The following is a 16,138-nucleotide window of genomic DNA, read 5'->3' on the forward strand; positions in this document are numbered from 1 at the left end:
TGGCGCAATGACCATGATCTTCGGCATCCCCGTCCAGGCACTGCTCGGCCAGCTTTTGGTCGGCCTGATCAACGGCTCGTTCTACGCCATGCTCAGCCTTGGGCTGGCCGTCATTTTCGGCCTCTTGCGCATCATCAACTTCGCCCACGGCGCGCTCTATATGCTGGGCGCCTTCATTGGCTACCTGCTGCTGGTGCATATGGGCGTCGGCTACTGGCCGGCGCTTGTCCTTGTGCCACTGATCGTCGGCCTGTTCGGCATGCTGGTCGAGCGCCTTGCTTTGTCGCGGCTCTACCGTCTCGACCCGCTTTACGGCCTGCTCTTCACATTCGGCCTCGCCTTGGTGATCGAAGGGGTGTTCCGCTATTACTACGGCGTCTCCGGCAACCCTTATGCCGTGCCAACACTGCTCGCCGGCGGCACCAATCTCGGTTTCATGTTCCTGCCCAATTATCGCGGCTGGGTGGTGGTCGCCTCTCTCATCGTGTGCATCGGCACCTGGCTTTTGATCGAGAAGACCCGGCTCGGCTCATATCTGCGCGCCGCCACCGAGAATCCGCAACTGGTGCAGGCCTTCGGCGTCAACGTGCCGCTTTTGCTCACGCTCACCTACGGGTTGGGCGCGGCTCTTGCGGGCCTCGCCGGCATTCTCGCCGCGCCTGTCTATCAGGTCAGCCCGCTGATGGGCTCGGACCTCATCATCGTCGTCTTCGCCGTCGTGGTGGTCGGCGGCATGGGCTCGATCCTCGGCGCCATCGTCACCGGCTATATGCTTGGCCTCGCCGAGGGCCTGACCAAGGTGTTCTATCCCGAGGCCTCGAACCTCGTCGTCTTCGTCATCATGGCGATCGTGCTTCTGTTGCGGCCCGCCGGTCTGTTCGGGAGGGACGCCTGAGATGAGCGAGGCGACCCTTCACGCGGAACGCGCCACCTCCGTCAGGCTGGAACGGGCGCTGGTTGCGCTGGGCATCGCGGCGCTGGTCGCGGCGCCCTTCGTCATCTACCCGATCTTCGTGATGAAGATGCTTTGCTTCGCGCTCTTCGCTTGCGCCTTCAACCTATTGCTCGGCTATACCGGCCTGCTTTCCTTCGGCCATGCCGCCTTCTTCGGCGGCGCGGCCTATTTCTGCGCCTATGCGGTGAAAGCCTGGGGCTGGCCGCCCGAGGCCGGCATTCTACTCGGCACCGCGGGTGCTGCGGGCATGGGCCTCGTCATGGGTTTCCTCGCCATCCGAAGGCAGGGCATCTATTTCGCCATGATTACGCTGGCGCTGGCGCAGATGTTCTATTTCTTCTGCGTGCAGGCGCCTTTCACCGAGGGCGAGGATGGCATCCAGGGCGTGCCGCGCGGGCATCTCTTCGGCGTCGTCGATCTCAACGCGCCGATGACCATGTACTTCTTCGTGCTGGCGATCTTCCTGATCGGCGTTTTCGCGGTCTGGCGCATCGTCAACTCGCCCTTCGGCATGATCCTGCGCTCAATAAGGGAGAATGAGAACCGCGCCATTTCGCTGGGCTATTCCGTGGGCCGCTATAAGCTCGCAGCCTTCGTCATGTCGGCGGCCCTTGCCGGCCTTGCTGGAGCTACGAAGGCGATCGTCTTCCAGTTCGCCACGCTCACCGACGTCACCTGGCAAATGTCGGGCGAGGTGATCCTGATGACGCTGCTCGGCGGTATCGGCACCATGGTCGGCCCGGTGGTCGGCGCCGGCCTGGTGGTCGGCCTGGAGAACACGCTGGCCACTTCCGGCTTCCCGGTGACGATCGCCACCGGGCTCATCTTCATGGTCTGCGTGCTGATCTTCCGCCGCGGGATTGTCGGGGAGATCTACGCCCGGTGGCTGGGGCTGAAGGGCTGAGTTTGCGAGGGCCTTCTCAACTTCGTCATCTATAGACGGAGCGGGACCGAAGCGGACGCGTAGACCCCGAGGATCCATGCCGTGACATCGGCCAAAGGATGCAGTGAGAGCCTTACCCCACCGGCACCTCCAGCCCCACCTTCACCCGGTCCATCGCCACGAACGTGCGAAACCTTTTGACGTTGTTGTTCTCGAAGAACAGCCGTCTGGTCAGCGCCTCGTAATCGGCCATCGTCGCCACAGTGACGACGAGGATGAAATCGGCCTCGCCGGTGACGTAGTAGCATTGCTGCACTTCCGGCACTTCGGCAAAGCCGCGCTTGGCGGCGTCGATCAGCTCGGCGCGCTCGCTCTCCACTTCCACCTCGACGAAGATGGTAATCGGGTGGCCGACCTTGGCCGGGTCGACCAGCGCGACATTGGCGCGGATGACGCCGGTTTCCTCCATACGCTTGATGCGCCGCTGCACGGCCGGTGCCGAGAGGTTGACCCTCTCGCCGATCGTGCGCTGCGGCGTGGTGTTGTCCTTCTGCAGGATCGCGAGGATGGCTCGGTCGAAGGCGTCGAGTTCGGATGAAATAGGCATAGCAACATTCCAGGCGAAACAAACTTGCATTTCAGGCACCAAAAGAGAGCGCCTTTCTCGCCCGGCTTGCAATAAATTTCAGCAGGTCAAACACGGAGAAAAGCCGATCCATGTTCCTGCTCAACAGTCATCCCGACCATCGCCAGCCGCTGATCGAGGAAGACGCCGCGACGCTTGGGCTGGCCGGCGCCGGGGAGGCCGAGCGCTTTCTTGCCGCGCGCGACAACCATGCCGAGACGCCGCTTCATGCCTTACCCGCGCTGGCGGGCGAACTCGGCATCGGCACGCTGCACGTCAAGGACGAAGGCAAGCGTCTCGGCCTCGGTAGCTTCAAGGCGCTGGGCGGCGCCTATGCCGTGATGCATCTCGTGCTGGAGGAGGCAGGCAGGCGGCTCGGCCGCGCCGTCGCGGTCGAGGAACTGCACAAGCCTGAGGTGAAGGCGATCGCCGCGCAAATGACCTTCGCCTGCGCGACCGACGGCAACCATGGACGCTCGGTGGCGCAGGGCGCCGGCCTGGTCGGCGCTCGCTCAGTCATCTTCGTCCATTCGGGCGTCAGCAACGAACGCGTGACGGCCATCGCCCGATTCGGCGCCGAGATGGTGCGCGTCGCCGGCGATTACGACCAGTCGGTCAGAGAAGCCGCCCGTGTTGCCGCAGAGCGCGGCTGGACCGTCGTCTCCGACACGTCCTGGCCGGGCTACGACCGCATCCCGGGGCTGGTGATGCAGGGGTATACGGTGATTGTGCGCGAAGCGCTGAGGCGCTTGCCTGAGCCGCCTACCCATGTCTTCCTGCAGGCCGGCGTCGGCGGTTTCGCCGCGGCGGTCGCCGGTCACCTCGCCATCATGCTTGGCGAGGATCGACCGACCGTGACCGTAGTCGAGCCGGCGCGGGCGGCCTGTATCTATGAGACGGCCAAGGCTGGACGCCCGGTCACGATAGCGCACAGCAAGCCGACCGTCATGGCGATGCTCGAATGCTACGAGCCGTCGCTGGTCGCCTGGCGCGTCTTGTCGCGAATCGGCGATGCTTTCATGACCGTGGACGAGGAAGATGCTGTCTCGGTGATGAACCGCCTGGCGCGGCCGTCGGGCAATGACCCGGCGATCGTCTCTGGAGAGAGCGGCGGGGCGGGGCTCGCCGGGCTGATCCGCGCCGCCGACGACAGGAAAATGCGGGCCGCGCTCGGCCTCGATGGGAACTCTCGCGTGCTGATCATCAATTCCGAAGGCGCGACGGATCCCGGCCGCTATGCCGAGTTGGTCGGCATGGCGCCGGACGAGGTCGCAAACGCAAGGCTGCCGGCATGAGCAATCTGACGATCAACGCCGACCGGCTTCTGGGCCGTATCCAGGAACTCGGCGGTATCGGCCGCGACGCGCAGGGCAGGCTGGTCCGCGTCGCCGCCTCCGACATGGACAGGCTCGGCCGCGATCGCCTCGTCGGCTGGCTGGAAGAGGCGGGGCTTGAGGTCGCCATCGACCGCATCGGCAACATCTTCGGCATCTGGAAGACAGGCGCCAACGAAAGCCAGGCGCCGGTCATGCTCGGCTCGCATATCGACACGGTGATCGATGCCGGCATCTATGACGGCTGCTATGGCGTGCTTGCCGGCCTCGAAGCGATCGAGAGCCTGAAGGAGGCCGGTTTCGTGCCGGCGCGCCCGGCGGTCGTCGCTGCTTTCACCAACGAGGAAGGCGTGCGCTTCTCGCCCGACATGATGGGCTCGCTGGTCTTTGCCGGCGGCCGGGACCTCGGGGAAGCGTTGGCCTCGGTCGGCACCGACGGCACGGTGCTGGGCAAGGAGCTCGAGCGCATCGGCTATGCCGGCAGCCACGAGCCCGGCTTTCTCAAGCCGCATGCCTATGTCGAATTGCATGTCGAGCAGGGGCCGGTGTTGGAGCGCGAGGGCATCGCCGTCGGCGCGGTCGAGAACCTGCAGGGCATTTCCTGGCAGCGCATAACCATCGACGGCGAGGCCAACCATGCCGGCACCACGCCGATGTCGATGCGCCGGGATGCCGGTGTCGCCGCGGCCCGGGTGATCGGCTTTCTCGCGGACCGCGTCGGCGCCTCGTCGACGCGCACGGTCGCGACCGTCGGCACCATCGCCTTCGAGCCGAACGCGATCAACGTCATCCCGTCGCGGGCGACCTTCACCATCGATCTCCGCGATCCTAACGAAACCCACCTTCGCGAACAGGAGGCCGCGCTCGCTGCCTTCCTCGACGAGCTTTCCGCAAGCGCTGGTGTCGCCGTCCATGCGGAAAGCCTGGCGCGTTTCGAGCCGGTGACCTTCGATGCCGGGATTGTCTCGCTGATCGAGGACGGCGCCAGAGCCGCCGGTCTTTCGTGCCGGCGCATGACGTCTGGCGCCGGCCACGACGCCCAGATGATCGCTCGCATCGCGCCGTCGGCGATGATCTTCGTGCCGAGCCGGGGCGGCATCAGCCACAACCCGGCCGAGTTCACCGCTCCCGACGAACTGGTCGCCGGCGCCAACATCCTGCTTGGCGTCGCCGCCCGGCTGGCGGCCGATTGCATGGCGGGAGGAATGCAGATGGGCGTGCCGCGGAGGTGAAATACCACCAAAAATAGTCATGCTGGCTGTATCGGGACGACCCGAAGCGAACGTTCGGCGACATCCAATCGAAACAAACTTCAATCACTTAGCCAATTGAAGCCCCGGAATCGCGCCAGAAATCGCGCCCGCCAACAGAGTTCAGTGCCTCGCAGGTAGACTAGCATGCTGCTTCTCAACCAACGTCCCGAACACAACCAGCCGTTGGTTGCCGCCGATGCCGACTCGCTCGGCATGGCGGGGGGCGAGCGGGCCGAGCATTATCTCAAGGCGCGCCGCGACCATGCCGAGACGCCGCTGCACGCCTTGCCGGCGCTGGCCGACGAGCTCGGCATCTCGGCGCTTCATGTCAAGGATGAAGGCCAGCGTCTTGGCCTTGGCAGCTTCAAGGCGCTGGGCGGCGCCTACGCCGTCATGCGGCTGGTGCTGGAGGAGGCCGGCAAGCGCCTTGGCCGCGATGTCGATATTTCGGAGATCGGCGAGCCGAGAGTGCGCGAGATCGCCTCCGGCATGATCTTCGTCTGCGCCACCGACGGCAACCATGGCCGCTCCGTGGCGCAGGGCGCCAGCCTCGTCGGCGCGCGTTCGGTGATCTTCGTCCATGCCGGTGTCAGTGCCGAGCGCGTTGCGGCTATCGCCCGCTTCGGCGCCGAGATCGTCGAGGTCGAGGGCGGTTACGACCATGCGGTGCGCGAAGTCGCCCGTGTCGGCGCCGAGCGCGGCTGGAAGATCATCTCCAACACGTCCTGGCTTGGCTATGAGCGCGTCCCCGGACTGGTCATGCAGGGTTATACGGTGATCGTGCGCGAGACGCTGCGGCGTATGGCCGAGCTGCCAACGCATGTCTTCCTGCAGGCCGGCGTCGGCGGCTTCGCGGCGGCGATCGCCGGCCATATGGCTGTCATGCTCGGGTCCAGGCGGCCGAAATCCGTGGTGGTCGAGCCGCGGCGCTCGGCGTGTCTCTACGCTTCGGCCGAGGCCGGACGTCCGGTCACGATCTCAAATCAACAGCCGACCGTGATGACGATGCTCGAATGCGCCGATCCCTCTCTCGTCGCCTGGCGCGTTCTGGCGCGCGTCGGCGATGCCTTCATGACGGTGGATGAGGAGGACGCGGTCGCGGTGATGAAGCGGCTGGCGCGGCCCCTGGGCAACGATCCGGCGATCGTCTCCGGCGAGAGCGGCGGGGCAGGCCTCGCCGGGCTGGTCCGTGCCGCAGGCGACAAGCATATGCGCGCGGCTCTCGGCCTCGACACGCATTCGCGCGTGCTCGTCGTCAACTCGGAGGGCGCGACCGACCATGGCCGCTTTGCCGAGCTGGTCGGGATGGCGCCGGAAGAGGTCTTCCTGCAGACTGCCTGAGAGCATTCCAGGAAGGTCGGCGCGTGATTTCCGTCCGGAATTGCATCGAGAAAATGTTTGAGAGCGACGATGGCTGAACTCGACCTTGAGGCACTGCATCGCGAGATGGCGGCATGGCGGCGCGATCTCCACGCCCATCCCGAGTTCGGCTTCGAGGAAAAACGCACCGCGGCCTTCGTCGCGCAAAAGCTGCGCGAGTTTGGGCTGGAGGTGGCGGAGGGTGTCGGCCGCACCGGTGTCGTCGGCACGCTGACCAGGGGCAGCGGCAACCGCGCCATCGCGCTGCGTGCCGACATGGACGCGCTGCGCATCGCCGAACAAGGCACGCAGGCCTGGCGCTCGCAAACACCCGGCACCATGCATGCCTGCGGCCATGACGGCCACACCTCGATGCTGCTCGGCGCGGCCAAGCTGCTTGCCGGTGAGGGCGGCTTCGACGGCACGGTGCGCTTCATCTTCCAGCCTGCCGAGGAATGGGGCAGGGGCGCGCTGGCCATGCTGGACGACGGGCTGCTCGAGCGCTTCCCCTTCGAGGAGATCTTTGGGCTGCACAATATGCCGGGTCTTCCGATCGGCCATTTCGAGACCCGGAGCGGTCCGGTGATGTCGGCCGAGGACAATTTCGAGATCGTGCTGAAAGGCCTCGGCGGCCACGCGGCGCGGCCGCATGCCGGCCAGGAGACGCTGGTCGCCGCCTGCGCAGTGGTGGTCAACTTGCAGACCATCGTCTCGCGGCGCCTGAGCCCGGCCGATATCGCCGTCGTCTCGGTGACCGAGCTCGTCACCGACGGCACCCGCAACGCACTGCCGGGGTTGGCGCGCATCCTTGGCGATTGCCGCAGTTTCCGGCCCGAGGTGAGCGCCGCGATCGAACAGGAAATGCGCCGCATCGCCGAGGGCACGGCTCAGGCCTATAACGTTGCGGCTGAAGTCACTTACACCCGCGAGTTCGTGCCGTTGATCAACGACGCGGCATTGGTGGATGAGGCGCTTGCGGCGGCCAGGACGGTGTTGGCCGACGACGCTGTCCGCGTCGCGGCCGAGCCCATGACCGCTTCGGAGGATTTCGCCCGGTTCCTGACCCACGTGCCCGGTTGCTTCGTCTTCATGGGCAATGGCGCCACCGCACCGCTGCATAACCCTGCCTATGATTTCAATGACGACGGCCTGCTGCACGGCGCACGGTTTCATGCGGCAGTGGTGCGGCGAAGGCTGGCGGTGGGCTAGAACGTCGGCTGTTGGCGAAGGCGGTCGAGCGCTGATCTCCTCTCAACTGGGGGCATCAGCAGCTCCGACCCGGTAACTCTTTTTTCTCTGCTTTCATGCAGTATTGCCGGGGCAGGACGGCAAGAACAAAGAATGGCGGACGACGAAAAACGCAACGGCAGTTTCTGGGCGCTAGCGCTTGACCGCGCTCATCTGGGCCTTTGGGACTGGAATCTGTCGGCCGGCGATTGTTACTATTCGCCGACCTGGTCGAAGATGCTGGGCTATGAAGCGGGCGAACTCGCCAACACGCCCGATCTGTGGCTGAAACTTACCCATCCCGACGACCGCCAGCGCGCGCAGGAAAGCGGCGACCGGCATATTGCGGGTCTCGTCGATTCCATCGAGACGGAGCTTCGCCTGCGCCATAAGGACGGCCACTGGGTCTGGGTGCTCGATCGCGGCGGCATTGTCGAGCGCGACGCGGACGGCAAGCCGCTCAGGCTGATGGGCGTGCAGACCGACATCACCCGGCAGAAAGAGGCCGAGGCGGCGCTCGAGCAGGTCAATATCCGCTTCCGCTTGGCGCTCGCGGCCAGCGGCACCGGCATCTGGCACTTCGATATTGGCACCCAAAAGAGCTACTGGGATGCCCGCACGCGCGAGATATTCGGGCTGGTGAGCGATACCGACGAGGTCACCGCCGGCCTCTGGCACACCTACCTTCATCCGGACGACAAGGAGGCCACGGAGCGGGCTCACCTGCCGCCCCCGGACTCGCAGGGAGTCACGGCCTCGCAGTATCGCATCATCAGGCGCGACGGCGAGATCCGCCACATTGAGTCGCTGGTGCGCTTCATCGCCGATGTCGGTTCGGCCGGTCAGATACTCGGCACCGTGCGCGACGTCACCGAGGAGAAGCAACGTGCCGAGGGACTTGCCTTCGCCGCGTGTCACGATGCGCTGACCGGGCTGCTCAATCGCTCGGCATTTGACCGGTTGCTTGCCGAGAACATCGCCCTGGCAGAGCGCCTGCCGCTCGCGGTGTTCTATGTCGATCTCGACTATTTCAAGGCGCTCAACGACTATGCCGGCCATGCCGCCGGCGACCTGGCGCTGAAGAGCGTCGCCGCAGGCATCCTCGCCAGCCTGCCCGCCTCGGCGCATGCGGCGCGGCTCGGCGGCGACGAGTTCGCACTGATGGTGCCGAACTGCAAAGACGCCTGTGCCGAGCAGATTGCCCGCGCCGTGCTTGCCGCCGTGCGCGATGCCGATCTCGGCCCGGCCGTCAGCTCGCGCAGGCTTGCCGCCAGCATCGGCATCGCTTTCGTGCGCGACCGCAACATGAGCGTGGCCGATGCGCTCGCCTGCGCCGACGATGCCTGCTACGCCGCCAAGGCCGGCGGACGCGACCGTTTCGCCGTGTTCTCGCCGGAGACGACGGCAGGCGCCGGCGGCCTCAACGCCGCGCGGCTGGCGGCCGACGTGGTCGATGCGATGGAGGACGGCCGGCTGAAGCTGTTCGGCCAGGAAATCCACCGGCTCGGACAGCCTTGGGAAGACAGCCGTCATGTCGAAGTGCTGGCCAGGCTCGAGGCCCGAACCGGCAGCATGATCCCGCCCGGCGATTTCATGCCGGTCGCCGAACGCTTCGGCCTTGCGGCGCGGCTCGACCGCTGGATCATCCGCACCGCGCTGACACGCCATGGCGAGGCGATGCGCGCCGGCGCCGTCTCGCTCGACTTCAACCTGTCGGCGCAGACGCTTTCCGACCCGCGGCTCTGGGATTTCGTCGACGAGGCCATCGCCGAGAGCGGCGCCCCGCCGTCGGCCGTCGGCTTCGAGATCACCGAGACCGCCGCCGTCACCAATTTTGACGCGGCCGAAGCATTTGTGCGCCGGGCGCGTGAACGCCATTGCCGCGTCAGTCTCGACGACTTCGGCGCCGGCATGAGCTCTTTCGAATATCTCAGGCGCTTCCCCATCGATGCCATCAAGATCGACGGCTCCTTCGTCGAGCACATCGCCGAGAGTCGCTTCGACCGCGAGATCGTCTCGGCGATCACCGGTATCGCCCGCTCGATGGGCGCCGCCGTGGTGGCCGAGAAGATCGAGGAGAAGAACGCGTTGGAGATCCTCATGGGCATGGGCGTCGCCTATGGCCAGGGCTATTTCCTGCACCGGCCCGAGCCGCTGGAAGCGATCGTGGCGAGGGCGACGGGCGGGATTGCAGGAAAGCGGTTTGGCTGACCGCCAATCTCCTTCATCAAGGCGTCCCACAAGAGGAGAGATTGCTTAGCCGATCAGCCACCTCAGTATGCCCGCCGAGCCAACCCCGATCACCACCGTCGGCAGCATCGACAGCCTTGTCGCGGCGAGCATGGTTATGGCCAGCGCCGCGAGGTCGGCCGGGTTCTTCGAGACGAAGTCCGGCGCGATCACGGAGATCAGCACGCAGCCGGGGGCGGCTTCCATCACCGCCATGGCGCGCGGGCTGAGCGCCCTGTTCCTCAGCACCACATAGCCGCCGATGCGGGTGAGGTAGGTCACGCCGGCCATTGCCAGGATGGCGAGCACGGTCATCGGATCGATCATTTGTTACCTGCCAGAATCCAGGCGGCCACAAGGCCGGACAGCGCGCCGGCCGCCACATACCAGGCGCCGGGCACGACGAGATAGGTGAGCGCGGCCACCGCCAGGCTGACCAGCCAGGGCCGTGCGGCAAAGCCCTTCCACATGCCGCGCAGCAGCACGAGGAAGACGGCCGGGAAGGCCATCGCGAAGCCGTATTTCCCGACATCGCCGAGCACCGGGCCGAGCGCCGCGCCGCACGTCGTAAACGCCACCCAGGCGAGATAGAAGGGCAGGCCGGCGCCCAGATAAAAGGGCAGGCTGAAGGCTAGCGGCAGCCCGGCGGCAGCGCGGCGTTGGGCGTCTGCCAGGCCAACCGCCCAGCTCTCGTCGCACATCAAAAACAGCGCCGGAAAGACCTGTCGCTTCGGCAGGTGCTTGATGAACGGCGCGAGGGCGGCGCCCATCAGGAAATGCCGGCTGTTGACCAGCAGGGTGATGCCAGCAATCAGAAGGATATGCGGCGGCGAGGCCCAGAGCTGGATAGCGGCGAATTCGGAGCCGCCGGCGAAGTTGAGGCCGGTCATCAGCGGCACCTCGATGACAGAGAGGCCTTTCTGCGCGGCCTGCGCGCCCAGCACCAGCGCGTAGGGGATGATGCCGAGCAGCACCGGCGTCGAGGCGGCAAGCCCGCGCCGGAACTCGGCGCCGCGGCCGTTGCTGGTTTGCTCCCCGGCGAGGGCGATGTCGGAAACGCTCATAGCTTTGCCTTTGGCCGGCCTCGCGGCCGCCATTCTCCCGGTCGGTTGTGGGTTGTCGATCGCCGAACAATAGCCGAAACGCCGGGCAATCGGGTTGCGAAGATGCGTCGTTTTTGCCAAGATTTGGCATCGGGTAGCGCATTCAGGCAAAAGATTGGAATTCTGAACCATGAAGCTCGATGAGATCGACAAGCGCATCCTGCGCGCGCTGCAGCGCGACGGGCGCATGGCCAACAACGACCTTGCCAGGGAAGTCGGCCTCTCGCCGTCGCCTTGCCTGCGGCGCGTGAAACTGCTGGAGGAGGCAGGCGTCATCGACCGTTATGTCGCGATGCTCAACCCGGCCAAGATCGGCCGCGGCCAGACCTTCTTCACCCGCATCTGGCTGAAGCAGCAGGACGAGGACACGATCGAGCATTTCGCCGCTGAGGTGGCGAAATTCCCGGAAGTGATGGAGTGCTATCTGATGCTGGGCGATTGCGATGCCATGGTGCGCATCGTGGCGGCAGGCATCGACGACTACCGCCGCTTCCAGTCGGAGCATCTGAGCCGGATCAAGGGCGTGCAGAACGTCAAGACGGACGTCCCCAGCCAGACGATCAAGCAGACGTCGGAAATGCCGCTGTAGAGGCCTTCTTCCTTCTCTCCTTGTGGGAGAAGGTGTCGCCGAAGGCGACGGATGAGGGGTGCTCCTGGGAAAGCCGACGTCTCACTTCGCTGGAACACCCCTCATCCGTCTCGGCGCTGCGCGCCGATCCACCTTCTCACGCAAGGGGAGAAGGGGGACACCGTCAATGGTGCGCGTGGTGCTCCGCATTCCTCTTGCGCGTTGCAGCCGCCTTCTTGGCCGACGCCGAACGCGCGGCCGCGGATCGCTCGCCCGACGCCTTCCCGCCAGCCTTGCCGCCCTTGTGCGCCGCCGGATGGCCGGTGTGCTTGCCGCGGCCCGAGCCGCCTTCCTTCTTGCCGCCGCCGTCATCCTTGTTGACCGTCGCCCAGGCACGCCGCTCTGCTTCCTTCTCGGAGACGCCGCGCTTCTCATAGCCTTCGGCGATATGGTCCGCCTTGCGCTCCTGTTTGTCGGTGTATTTCGATTTGTCTCCGCGTGGCATTGTCTTGCTCCTTTGTTGCGCTGAGTGAAGCCGCAGACCGGCCTCAGGAACCCTTTTTCTTGGCGACGTCGCCAAGGTCGGACCGTTCCGGATCCTTGTTGTTCTCGCCGGCGGCGTCACGATCCTCGTCGGGATCGTCCTTGGCCGGCAGGTAGCCGCGCGGCTTGTTGGCCTTCGGGCCTTCCCAGCGCGGCCATTGATCGGAGGTTCCGGGACGTCCTGTGTTCGGTGAATTGCTCATCTCTCAACCTCGCTTCTTTCTCGGGGCGGTCAGCCCTCCGCTTTCATGGTTCGGGCGATCTTCAAGAGCTTGTCGCGGTCATGCCCGTGCTCGCGGATCAGCTCGCGCGCCTGCTTCGGCGACAGATCGGTGTTCTCCGCCAGGAAACGTACATCGGGATCGTCGCCGCCCTTGGTCGGCAGGTTACCTGACCGAGTTCCTGCTGCGCCTGGTCGGTTGGGAAGTTCGCTTTTCTGCATGGTTTTGTCCTTCCGATACTGAACCAACCCTTCGCGGCGAGGCTGGTTCCTTTTCGTTCGCGAGTTTGGCTGGCCATCTTAAGTATCGGCAGGCTCCGGCGCGAGTGCGCCAGGCTCGCCGTCAGCCCGTCAGCTTCTGCTCGACTTTCGTGACCAGGCCGCCGCCTTGCTCGGATGGCACGGCATCACTCCGGCGATCAGGTTTCCTGCTTTTCCTGGCGGCGCGCGGAAGCTTCCTTCTTGCGGCGCAACACCTCGTCGGTGCCGACGATGTCCTTCGCGCCGCCGGTGATCGCTGTCGAAACGACAGCCGGCGGATCGCTGGCCGGAAAACTGTCCTCGAGTCCGGACTGCAACTGCTCTTCCAGCGTATCCGGATCTTCCGACCGCCCTTCGGCACGACGGTTATCGATTTCTTCCAGATCCTGCTTGGCGTCAGGGTGCTCACGCACGTTGCGCAGCGTGGACACGACAAGCTCGACGGCGAACTCCCTCATCGCTTCCGAATCCGGCGCGGCGATGTCGGTCTCCTCGACCAGCCGGATCAACGACGCCTCGAGTCTGTCCAGATCCTTCATTCCTTGTCGACGGGCGAGTTTCTGTGCGAGCGCATTGATAAGGATTGGCGCAAAAGCCGAATAGGCCTTCAGGCGGGTCTCATCGACCCGCTCAGGATGAAGCGTATGCATAGACATCAGCTGCCCTCCTTCAAATGCCGGCGTTCTGCGGCGACGGCATCTAAGCAACCGGGAGGAGCCGAACTGGTTCCATGCGCCATCGGCGGATAGCGGTTCAAGTTCCGACAACCACGCCCAGCGACCGGCGCCGACCCCAGCCTTACGGCCCCGGCTTTGAACCGGGGCCGCTTCATCAGGCCATGGCAGCAAACCGAAGCCCTGGCCTCAGCGCCTTCTATGCGGCCGCCTGCAACGCTCGCTTGTTGGCCCCGCTTTCACCCAGCTTGGTAAGTGCTTCGTCCGTTGCGGACTCTTCCTTGAGCGTGTCGCGCAGCAACGGCAGCGCTTCCTTCAGGCCGAGTTGCTCTGCCCAGGCGATCAGCGTGCCGTAGCGCGCGATCTCGTAGTGCTCGACCGACTGGGCAGCCGCTACAAGGCCGGCATCGAGAGCCGGCTCATTTTTATATTCCTCGAGGATCTCCGAACCTTCTTCGATAATGCCGTCGATCGCCGGACAGGTCTTGCCGCGCGCAGGTTTGCCGAGGATTTCGAAAACCTTCTCGAGTCGGTCGACATGGCCTTCCGTCTCGACGCGATGCTTCTCGAAAGCCGCGCTTACTTCTTCCGCTGACGCGGCTTTGGCCATTTTCGGCAGCGTCTTCAGGATTTTCTTTTCCGCATAGTAAATGTCTTTGAGGCCGTCCACGAACAGGCTTTCCAGGCCGTTCGAGGCTTCGGACGAACGCTTCGTCGCCATCGATTTCTCCATGATTTGAAAGGTGCAACTCCAAAACGAGGGCGGCGCGGTGCAGAGCACCGACGCCACCTTTTTCACTCAGCGCTGGCCACCCTTGCGGCCGGCTTCCGAGGCACGCTGGCGGTCTTCGGCGAAGTTGCCGCTTCCGCCTCTATGCTGACCGGCGCCCCGCTGATCCATGTTGCGGTCCTCAGCTTGCTGTTGCCCGCTGCCGCGATGCTGATCGTCGCGATTCTTGTGGCTCTGCTGGCCAGCCTTGACGTGCTGTTCGTGGCTTCCGCCTTGATTGGGCATATCGAATTCTCCGTTGGTTCGGATTCTTCTTCAGGGTGATTCAAGGACGCGTTCGGCATCCTTGAGTAAAAGGAACAGGCGGGGAATGGCTATGTTCCGGCTGAAACATTTCGTGACCGGATACGACTGAAGTCCGACTTAGCCGAAGCATTGGGCCGGCTTGTGCAACCAATCCGCTCTTTGAGAATTGGGGAGCGGCCGTCGAGAAAAGCCCCCTCCATCGCCGGCCGCCCTGGTGCCCGCCGATCGCCCCCCGCGCAATTTCGGCGGGCACCAATATTCATGAACAACAAGGCCGCTTAACCGGCTTCGGAGCGAGACGACGTTTTGACCTATATCTCTGCAAAGCCCACCCGGCAGGACACCGAAAGCCTGCCTGCCAATGACAACCAGCGCGCCACCCGTGCCGATCTTTCCTTCCTCGATCTCATCAACGACGAGGATGAGGTCGCCGACATTGCCAGGCGCGCGGAGCGTCTCGGCCACGCTACGCTCATTGCAATGGCGGTCGGCCTGGCGGCCTTGCCGCTGCTTTGTTTGCTGCTAGCCTGAATCGGCCGGCCAGGCGCTTGGTCAGCCCGCGCCAACTCCCACAAAGCGCGTTCTATCTTCCGGAAAAGAAGGCGCCGAGCGTCGCAGCCGTTTCGATCGGCGACTCCTCCGGAAAGAAGTGACCGCCGGGCAAGGCGCCGCCGCTGACGTCGTCCGCCCAGTCCCGCCACAGCGCCTCCGGGCCGCCTTCCTGCGCATACCATTCGGCCAGCGCCCCATGCTCGCTCCATAGCGCCAGCAGCGGGCAGGTGATGCGCCGGCCGGCCTCCCTGTCGGCCCGGTCATGCTCGCGATCGAGGGAAGCCGCCGCGCGATATTCTTCGCAAATCGCATGGATGTGCGCCACGTCGCGTAGCGCACCAATATAGAGTTGCCGCACTCCGGGCGGGAACGCGTCGGGCGACGATCCCCAGCCGGAGAGCGCATTGTCGACGATGGCATCGGCGGCGCCCGCAAGCATCGTCTCCGGCAGCGGCTCGGGCTGCGCCAGCAGCGACCACGGCCAGTAGCCGAGTGCCAACCTGTCATCGGCGCGGTCCCAGGCATCGGCGGTGGGGATGACGTCGAGCACGGCGAGCTTCTCGACACGGTCCGGGTGGTCGAGCGCCAGCCTGTAGGCGACGCGCCCGCCGCGATCATGACCCGCTACCATGAAGCGGCGAAAGCCGAATGTCTCCATCAGAACGATCATGTCGGCGGCCATGGCGCGCTTGGCATAGGGCGCATGGTCGGCGGCCGAGGGCGGGCAGGAGCTTTGCCCATAGCCGCGCAGATCGGCGCAGACGACGGTGAAATCCCGTGCCAGGCCAGGAGCCACCTCGCGCCACATCGCGTGGGTTTCGGGGAAACCGTGCAGCAGGAGCAGGCCGGGTCCGCTGCCGGCGTGCCGGGCGAAGATCCTTGCTTCGCCGGTGTCGATCTCGCGGCTGTCGAAATCCTCAAACATTGCTTGTCTCCGGAGGCTGGCGCCGACAGCGTCGACCGCCTCACGTCCAGGCGGAATCCAATGTCAGCGACGCTTCGAAAATCTGGTCGCGCTTTTCGTCCAGCACTTTGACAATGATGTTGAGATGCCTGCCGCCCGGCATCTCGTCGCGAGCGACGTCGTGCAGGATGCGCAGCGCCTCCATGCCGGCGCTCTCCCGGCTGGGAAAGAGCTGCCCCTCGGCGTCTTCCTGGCTGTGGTCCGCGTTGTAAAGGTCGAAATAGAAGCGTTCCATCGGCACGTCGTCCCCGGAAATTTCGAGGTTCAATTCACCAGCGCGGTCATGGTTCCAAGCCGCAGATATCGAGGGAAAAATCCACGTCGCGCCGGCTCTGGGCGGGTGGCCGCCTGC

Annotated in this window: 21 protein-coding genes; 10 read left to right on the forward strand and 11 right to left on the reverse strand. The window is 65.1% G+C overall.

What is annotated here, in order from left to right; genetic code table 11:
• The first annotated feature begins 7 nt into the window (after positions 1–7).
• Both ACVMIM_RS17900 and ACVMIM_RS17905 read left to right on the forward strand, forming a co-directional pair.
• On the forward strand, positions 8–895 hold the full coding sequence (locus ACVMIM_RS17900) for a branched-chain amino acid ABC transporter permease (protein WP_476113597.1): 888 nt from the start codon (positions 8–10) through the stop codon (positions 893–895).
• Between the two features lies 1 nt (position 896).
• On the forward strand, positions 897–1,859 hold the full coding sequence (locus tag ACVMIM_RS17905) for a branched-chain amino acid ABC transporter permease (RefSeq protein WP_278050228.1): 963 nt from the start codon (positions 897–899) through the stop codon (positions 1,857–1,859).
• Between the two features lie 112 nt (positions 1,860–1,971).
• On the opposite strand, the gene ACVMIM_RS17910 is transcribed toward ACVMIM_RS17905, so the two are convergent.
• Positions 1,972–2,445: an Lrp/AsnC family transcriptional regulator gene (locus tag ACVMIM_RS17910; RefSeq protein WP_476113599.1), complete on the reverse strand. Its 474-nt coding sequence runs from the start codon at positions 2,443–2,445 to the stop codon at positions 1,972–1,974.
• A 110-nt stretch (positions 2,446–2,555) separates the two neighbouring features.
• On the opposite strand from ACVMIM_RS17910, the gene ACVMIM_RS17915 reads away from it, so the two are divergent.
• From ACVMIM_RS17915 to ACVMIM_RS17935, 5 genes are all read left to right on the forward strand, one after another.
• Positions 2,556–3,758: a diaminopropionate ammonia-lyase gene (locus tag ACVMIM_RS17915; RefSeq protein WP_476113600.1), complete on the forward strand. Its 1,203-nt coding sequence runs from the start codon at positions 2,556–2,558 to the stop codon at positions 3,756–3,758.
• Positions 3,755–5,029: an allantoate amidohydrolase gene (locus ACVMIM_RS17920; protein ID WP_476113601.1), complete on the forward strand. Its 1,275-nt coding sequence runs from the start codon at positions 3,755–3,757 to the stop codon at positions 5,027–5,029. The genes ACVMIM_RS17915 and ACVMIM_RS17920 overlap by 4 nt, the downstream gene beginning before the upstream one ends.
• A gap of 165 nt (positions 5,030–5,194) precedes the next feature.
• Entirely contained in the window at positions 5,195–6,391 is a 1,197-nt protein-coding gene (locus tag ACVMIM_RS17925) for a diaminopropionate ammonia-lyase (protein WP_476113603.1), read from the forward strand.
• Positions 6,392–6,460: 69 nt separating this feature from the next.
• A complete protein-coding gene (locus ACVMIM_RS17930) occupies positions 6,461–7,618 on the forward strand; it encodes a M20 aminoacylase family protein (protein WP_476113605.1) in 1,158 nt (385 codons plus the stop codon).
• 132 nt (positions 7,619–7,750) lie between these two features.
• Positions 7,751–9,847, forward strand: coding sequence for an EAL domain-containing protein (locus ACVMIM_RS17935; RefSeq protein ID WP_476113607.1), 2,097 nt, complete (start codon positions 7,751–7,753; stop codon positions 9,845–9,847).
• A gap of 45 nt (positions 9,848–9,892) precedes the next feature.
• Here ACVMIM_RS17935 and ACVMIM_RS17940 read toward each other — a convergent pair whose 3' ends face one another.
• Positions 9,893–10,192 (reverse strand): AzlD family protein, encoded by a 300-nt coding sequence (locus ACVMIM_RS17940; protein WP_476113608.1) that lies wholly within the window; start codon positions 10,190–10,192, stop codon positions 9,893–9,895.
• Positions 10,189–10,929 (reverse strand): AzlC family ABC transporter permease, encoded by a 741-nt coding sequence (locus ACVMIM_RS17945; RefSeq protein WP_476113610.1) that lies wholly within the window; start codon positions 10,927–10,929, stop codon positions 10,189–10,191. Before ACVMIM_RS17945 ends, ACVMIM_RS17940 begins: the two co-directional genes overlap by 4 nt.
• A 169-nt stretch (positions 10,930–11,098) precedes the next feature.
• On the opposite strand from ACVMIM_RS17945, the gene ACVMIM_RS17950 reads away from it, so the two are divergent.
• Positions 11,099–11,557: an Lrp/AsnC family transcriptional regulator gene (locus tag ACVMIM_RS17950; protein ID WP_476113612.1), complete on the forward strand. Its 459-nt coding sequence runs from the start codon at positions 11,099–11,101 to the stop codon at positions 11,555–11,557.
• A gap of 163 nt (positions 11,558–11,720) precedes the next feature.
• Here the strand turns inward: ACVMIM_RS17950 and ACVMIM_RS17955 are convergent, their stop codons facing one another.
• The 6 genes from ACVMIM_RS17955 to ACVMIM_RS17980 all read right to left on the reverse strand — a co-directional run bounded on the left by ACVMIM_RS17955 (position 11,721) and on the right by ACVMIM_RS17980 (position 14,135).
• Entirely contained in the window at positions 11,721–12,041 is a 321-nt protein-coding gene (locus ACVMIM_RS17955; protein WP_140752066.1) for a plasmid stabilization protein, read from the reverse strand.
• A 43-nt stretch (positions 12,042–12,084) separates the two neighbouring features.
• Positions 12,085–12,282, reverse strand: a complete 198-nt coding sequence (locus tag ACVMIM_RS17960; RefSeq protein ID WP_041001324.1) for a hypothetical protein — start codon at positions 12,280–12,282, stop codon at positions 12,085–12,087.
• Between the two features lie 29 nt (positions 12,283–12,311).
• Positions 12,312–12,521: a hypothetical protein gene (locus ACVMIM_RS17965; protein WP_476113614.1), complete on the reverse strand. Its 210-nt coding sequence runs from the start codon at positions 12,519–12,521 to the stop codon at positions 12,312–12,314.
• Between the two features lie 197 nt (positions 12,522–12,718).
• Positions 12,719–13,210, reverse strand: coding sequence for a hypothetical protein (locus ACVMIM_RS17970; protein ID WP_476113615.1), 492 nt, complete (start codon positions 13,208–13,210; stop codon positions 12,719–12,721).
• 223 nt (positions 13,211–13,433) lie between these two features.
• The gene (locus ACVMIM_RS17975; RefSeq protein WP_041002661.1) at positions 13,434–13,955 is read right to left on the reverse strand and encodes a YciE/YciF ferroxidase family protein; all 522 of its coding nucleotides are present in this window, start codon (positions 13,953–13,955) and stop codon (positions 13,434–13,436) included.
• 78 nt (positions 13,956–14,033) lie between these two features.
• Positions 14,034–14,135, reverse strand: coding sequence for a KGG domain-containing protein (locus ACVMIM_RS17980; protein ID WP_157900456.1), 102 nt, complete (start codon positions 14,133–14,135; stop codon positions 14,034–14,036).
• On the opposite strand from ACVMIM_RS17980, the gene ACVMIM_RS17985 reads away from it, so the two are divergent.
• Together ACVMIM_RS17985 and ACVMIM_RS17990 are read left to right on the forward strand one after the other, a co-directional pair.
• Positions 14,109–14,288, forward strand: coding sequence for a hypothetical protein (locus tag ACVMIM_RS17985; RefSeq protein WP_476117473.1), 180 nt, complete (start codon positions 14,109–14,111; stop codon positions 14,286–14,288). The two genes, ACVMIM_RS17980 and ACVMIM_RS17985, sit on opposite strands and share 27 nt — an antisense overlap.
• Before the next feature lie 288 nt (positions 14,289–14,576).
• Entirely contained in the window at positions 14,577–14,801 is a 225-nt protein-coding gene (locus tag ACVMIM_RS17990) for a hypothetical protein (protein WP_278050236.1), read from the forward strand.
• 52 nt (positions 14,802–14,853) lie between these two features.
• On the opposite strand, the gene ACVMIM_RS17995 is transcribed toward ACVMIM_RS17990, so the two are convergent.
• Together ACVMIM_RS17995 and ACVMIM_RS18000 are read right to left on the reverse strand one after the other, a co-directional pair.
• Complete coding sequence (locus ACVMIM_RS17995) at positions 14,854–15,747, reverse strand: alpha/beta fold hydrolase (protein WP_476113618.1); 894 nt, start codon at positions 15,745–15,747, stop codon at positions 14,854–14,856.
• A 40-nt stretch (positions 15,748–15,787) separates the two neighbouring features.
• Positions 15,788–16,021: a DUF6894 family protein gene (locus tag ACVMIM_RS18000; RefSeq protein WP_041002659.1), complete on the reverse strand. Its 234-nt coding sequence runs from the start codon at positions 16,019–16,021 to the stop codon at positions 15,788–15,790.
• Between the last annotated feature and the right edge of the window lie 117 nt (positions 16,022–16,138).

The sequence above is a fragment of the Mesorhizobium sp. USDA 4413 genome (assembly GCF_056280365.1).

What these genes read in the sequence shown, in the direction of transcription:
- ACVMIM_RS17900 (WP_476113597.1), top strand. Translation starts at nt 8, where the DNA reads ATGACCATGATCTTCGGCATCCCCGTCCAGGCACTGCTCGGCCAGCTT.
- ACVMIM_RS17905 (WP_278050228.1), top strand. Translation starts at nt 897, where the DNA reads ATGAGCGAGGCGACCCTTCACGCGGAACGCGCCACCTCCGTCAGGCTG.
- ACVMIM_RS17910 (WP_476113599.1), bottom strand. Translation starts at nt 2,445, where the DNA reads ATGCCTATTTCATCCGAACTCGACGCCTTCGACCGAGCCATCCTCGCG.
- ACVMIM_RS17915 (WP_476113600.1), top strand. Translation starts at nt 2,556, where the DNA reads ATGTTCCTGCTCAACAGTCATCCCGACCATCGCCAGCCGCTGATCGAG.
- ACVMIM_RS17920 (WP_476113601.1), top strand. Translation starts at nt 3,755, where the DNA reads ATGAGCAATCTGACGATCAACGCCGACCGGCTTCTGGGCCGTATCCAG.
- ACVMIM_RS17925 (WP_476113603.1), top strand. Translation starts at nt 5,195, where the DNA reads ATGCTGCTTCTCAACCAACGTCCCGAACACAACCAGCCGTTGGTTGCC.
- ACVMIM_RS17930 (WP_476113605.1), top strand. Translation starts at nt 6,461, where the DNA reads ATGGCTGAACTCGACCTTGAGGCACTGCATCGCGAGATGGCGGCATGG.
- ACVMIM_RS17935 (WP_476113607.1), top strand. Translation starts at nt 7,751, where the DNA reads ATGGCGGACGACGAAAAACGCAACGGCAGTTTCTGGGCGCTAGCGCTT.
- ACVMIM_RS17940 (WP_476113608.1), bottom strand. Translation starts at nt 10,192, where the DNA reads ATGATCGATCCGATGACCGTGCTCGCCATCCTGGCAATGGCCGGCGTG.
- ACVMIM_RS17945 (WP_476113610.1), bottom strand. Translation starts at nt 10,929, where the DNA reads ATGAGCGTTTCCGACATCGCCCTCGCCGGGGAGCAAACCAGCAACGGC.
- ACVMIM_RS17950 (WP_476113612.1), top strand. Translation starts at nt 11,099, where the DNA reads ATGAAGCTCGATGAGATCGACAAGCGCATCCTGCGCGCGCTGCAGCGC.
- ACVMIM_RS17955 (WP_140752066.1), bottom strand. Translation starts at nt 12,041, where the DNA reads ATGCCACGCGGAGACAAATCGAAATACACCGACAAACAGGAGCGCAAG.
- ACVMIM_RS17960 (WP_041001324.1), bottom strand. Translation starts at nt 12,282, where the DNA reads ATGAGCAATTCACCGAACACAGGACGTCCCGGAACCTCCGATCAATGG.
- ACVMIM_RS17965 (WP_476113614.1), bottom strand. Translation starts at nt 12,521, where the DNA reads ATGCAGAAAAGCGAACTTCCCAACCGACCAGGCGCAGCAGGAACTCGG.
- ACVMIM_RS17970 (WP_476113615.1), bottom strand. Translation starts at nt 13,210, where the DNA reads ATGCATACGCTTCATCCTGAGCGGGTCGATGAGACCCGCCTGAAGGCC.
- ACVMIM_RS17975 (WP_041002661.1), bottom strand. Translation starts at nt 13,955, where the DNA reads ATGGCGACGAAGCGTTCGTCCGAAGCCTCGAACGGCCTGGAAAGCCTG.
- ACVMIM_RS17985 (WP_476117473.1), top strand. Translation starts at nt 14,109, where the DNA reads ATGCTGACCGGCGCCCCGCTGATCCATGTTGCGGTCCTCAGCTTGCTG.
- ACVMIM_RS17980 (WP_157900456.1), bottom strand. Translation starts at nt 14,135, where the DNA reads ATGGATCAGCGGGGCGCCGGTCAGCATAGAGGCGGAAGCGGCAACTTC.
- ACVMIM_RS17995 (WP_476113618.1), bottom strand. Translation starts at nt 15,747, where the DNA reads ATGTTTGAGGATTTCGACAGCCGCGAGATCGACACCGGCGAAGCAAGG.
- ACVMIM_RS18000 (WP_041002659.1), bottom strand. Translation starts at nt 16,021, where the DNA reads ATGGAACGCTTCTATTTCGACCTTTACAACGCGGACCACAGCCAGGAA.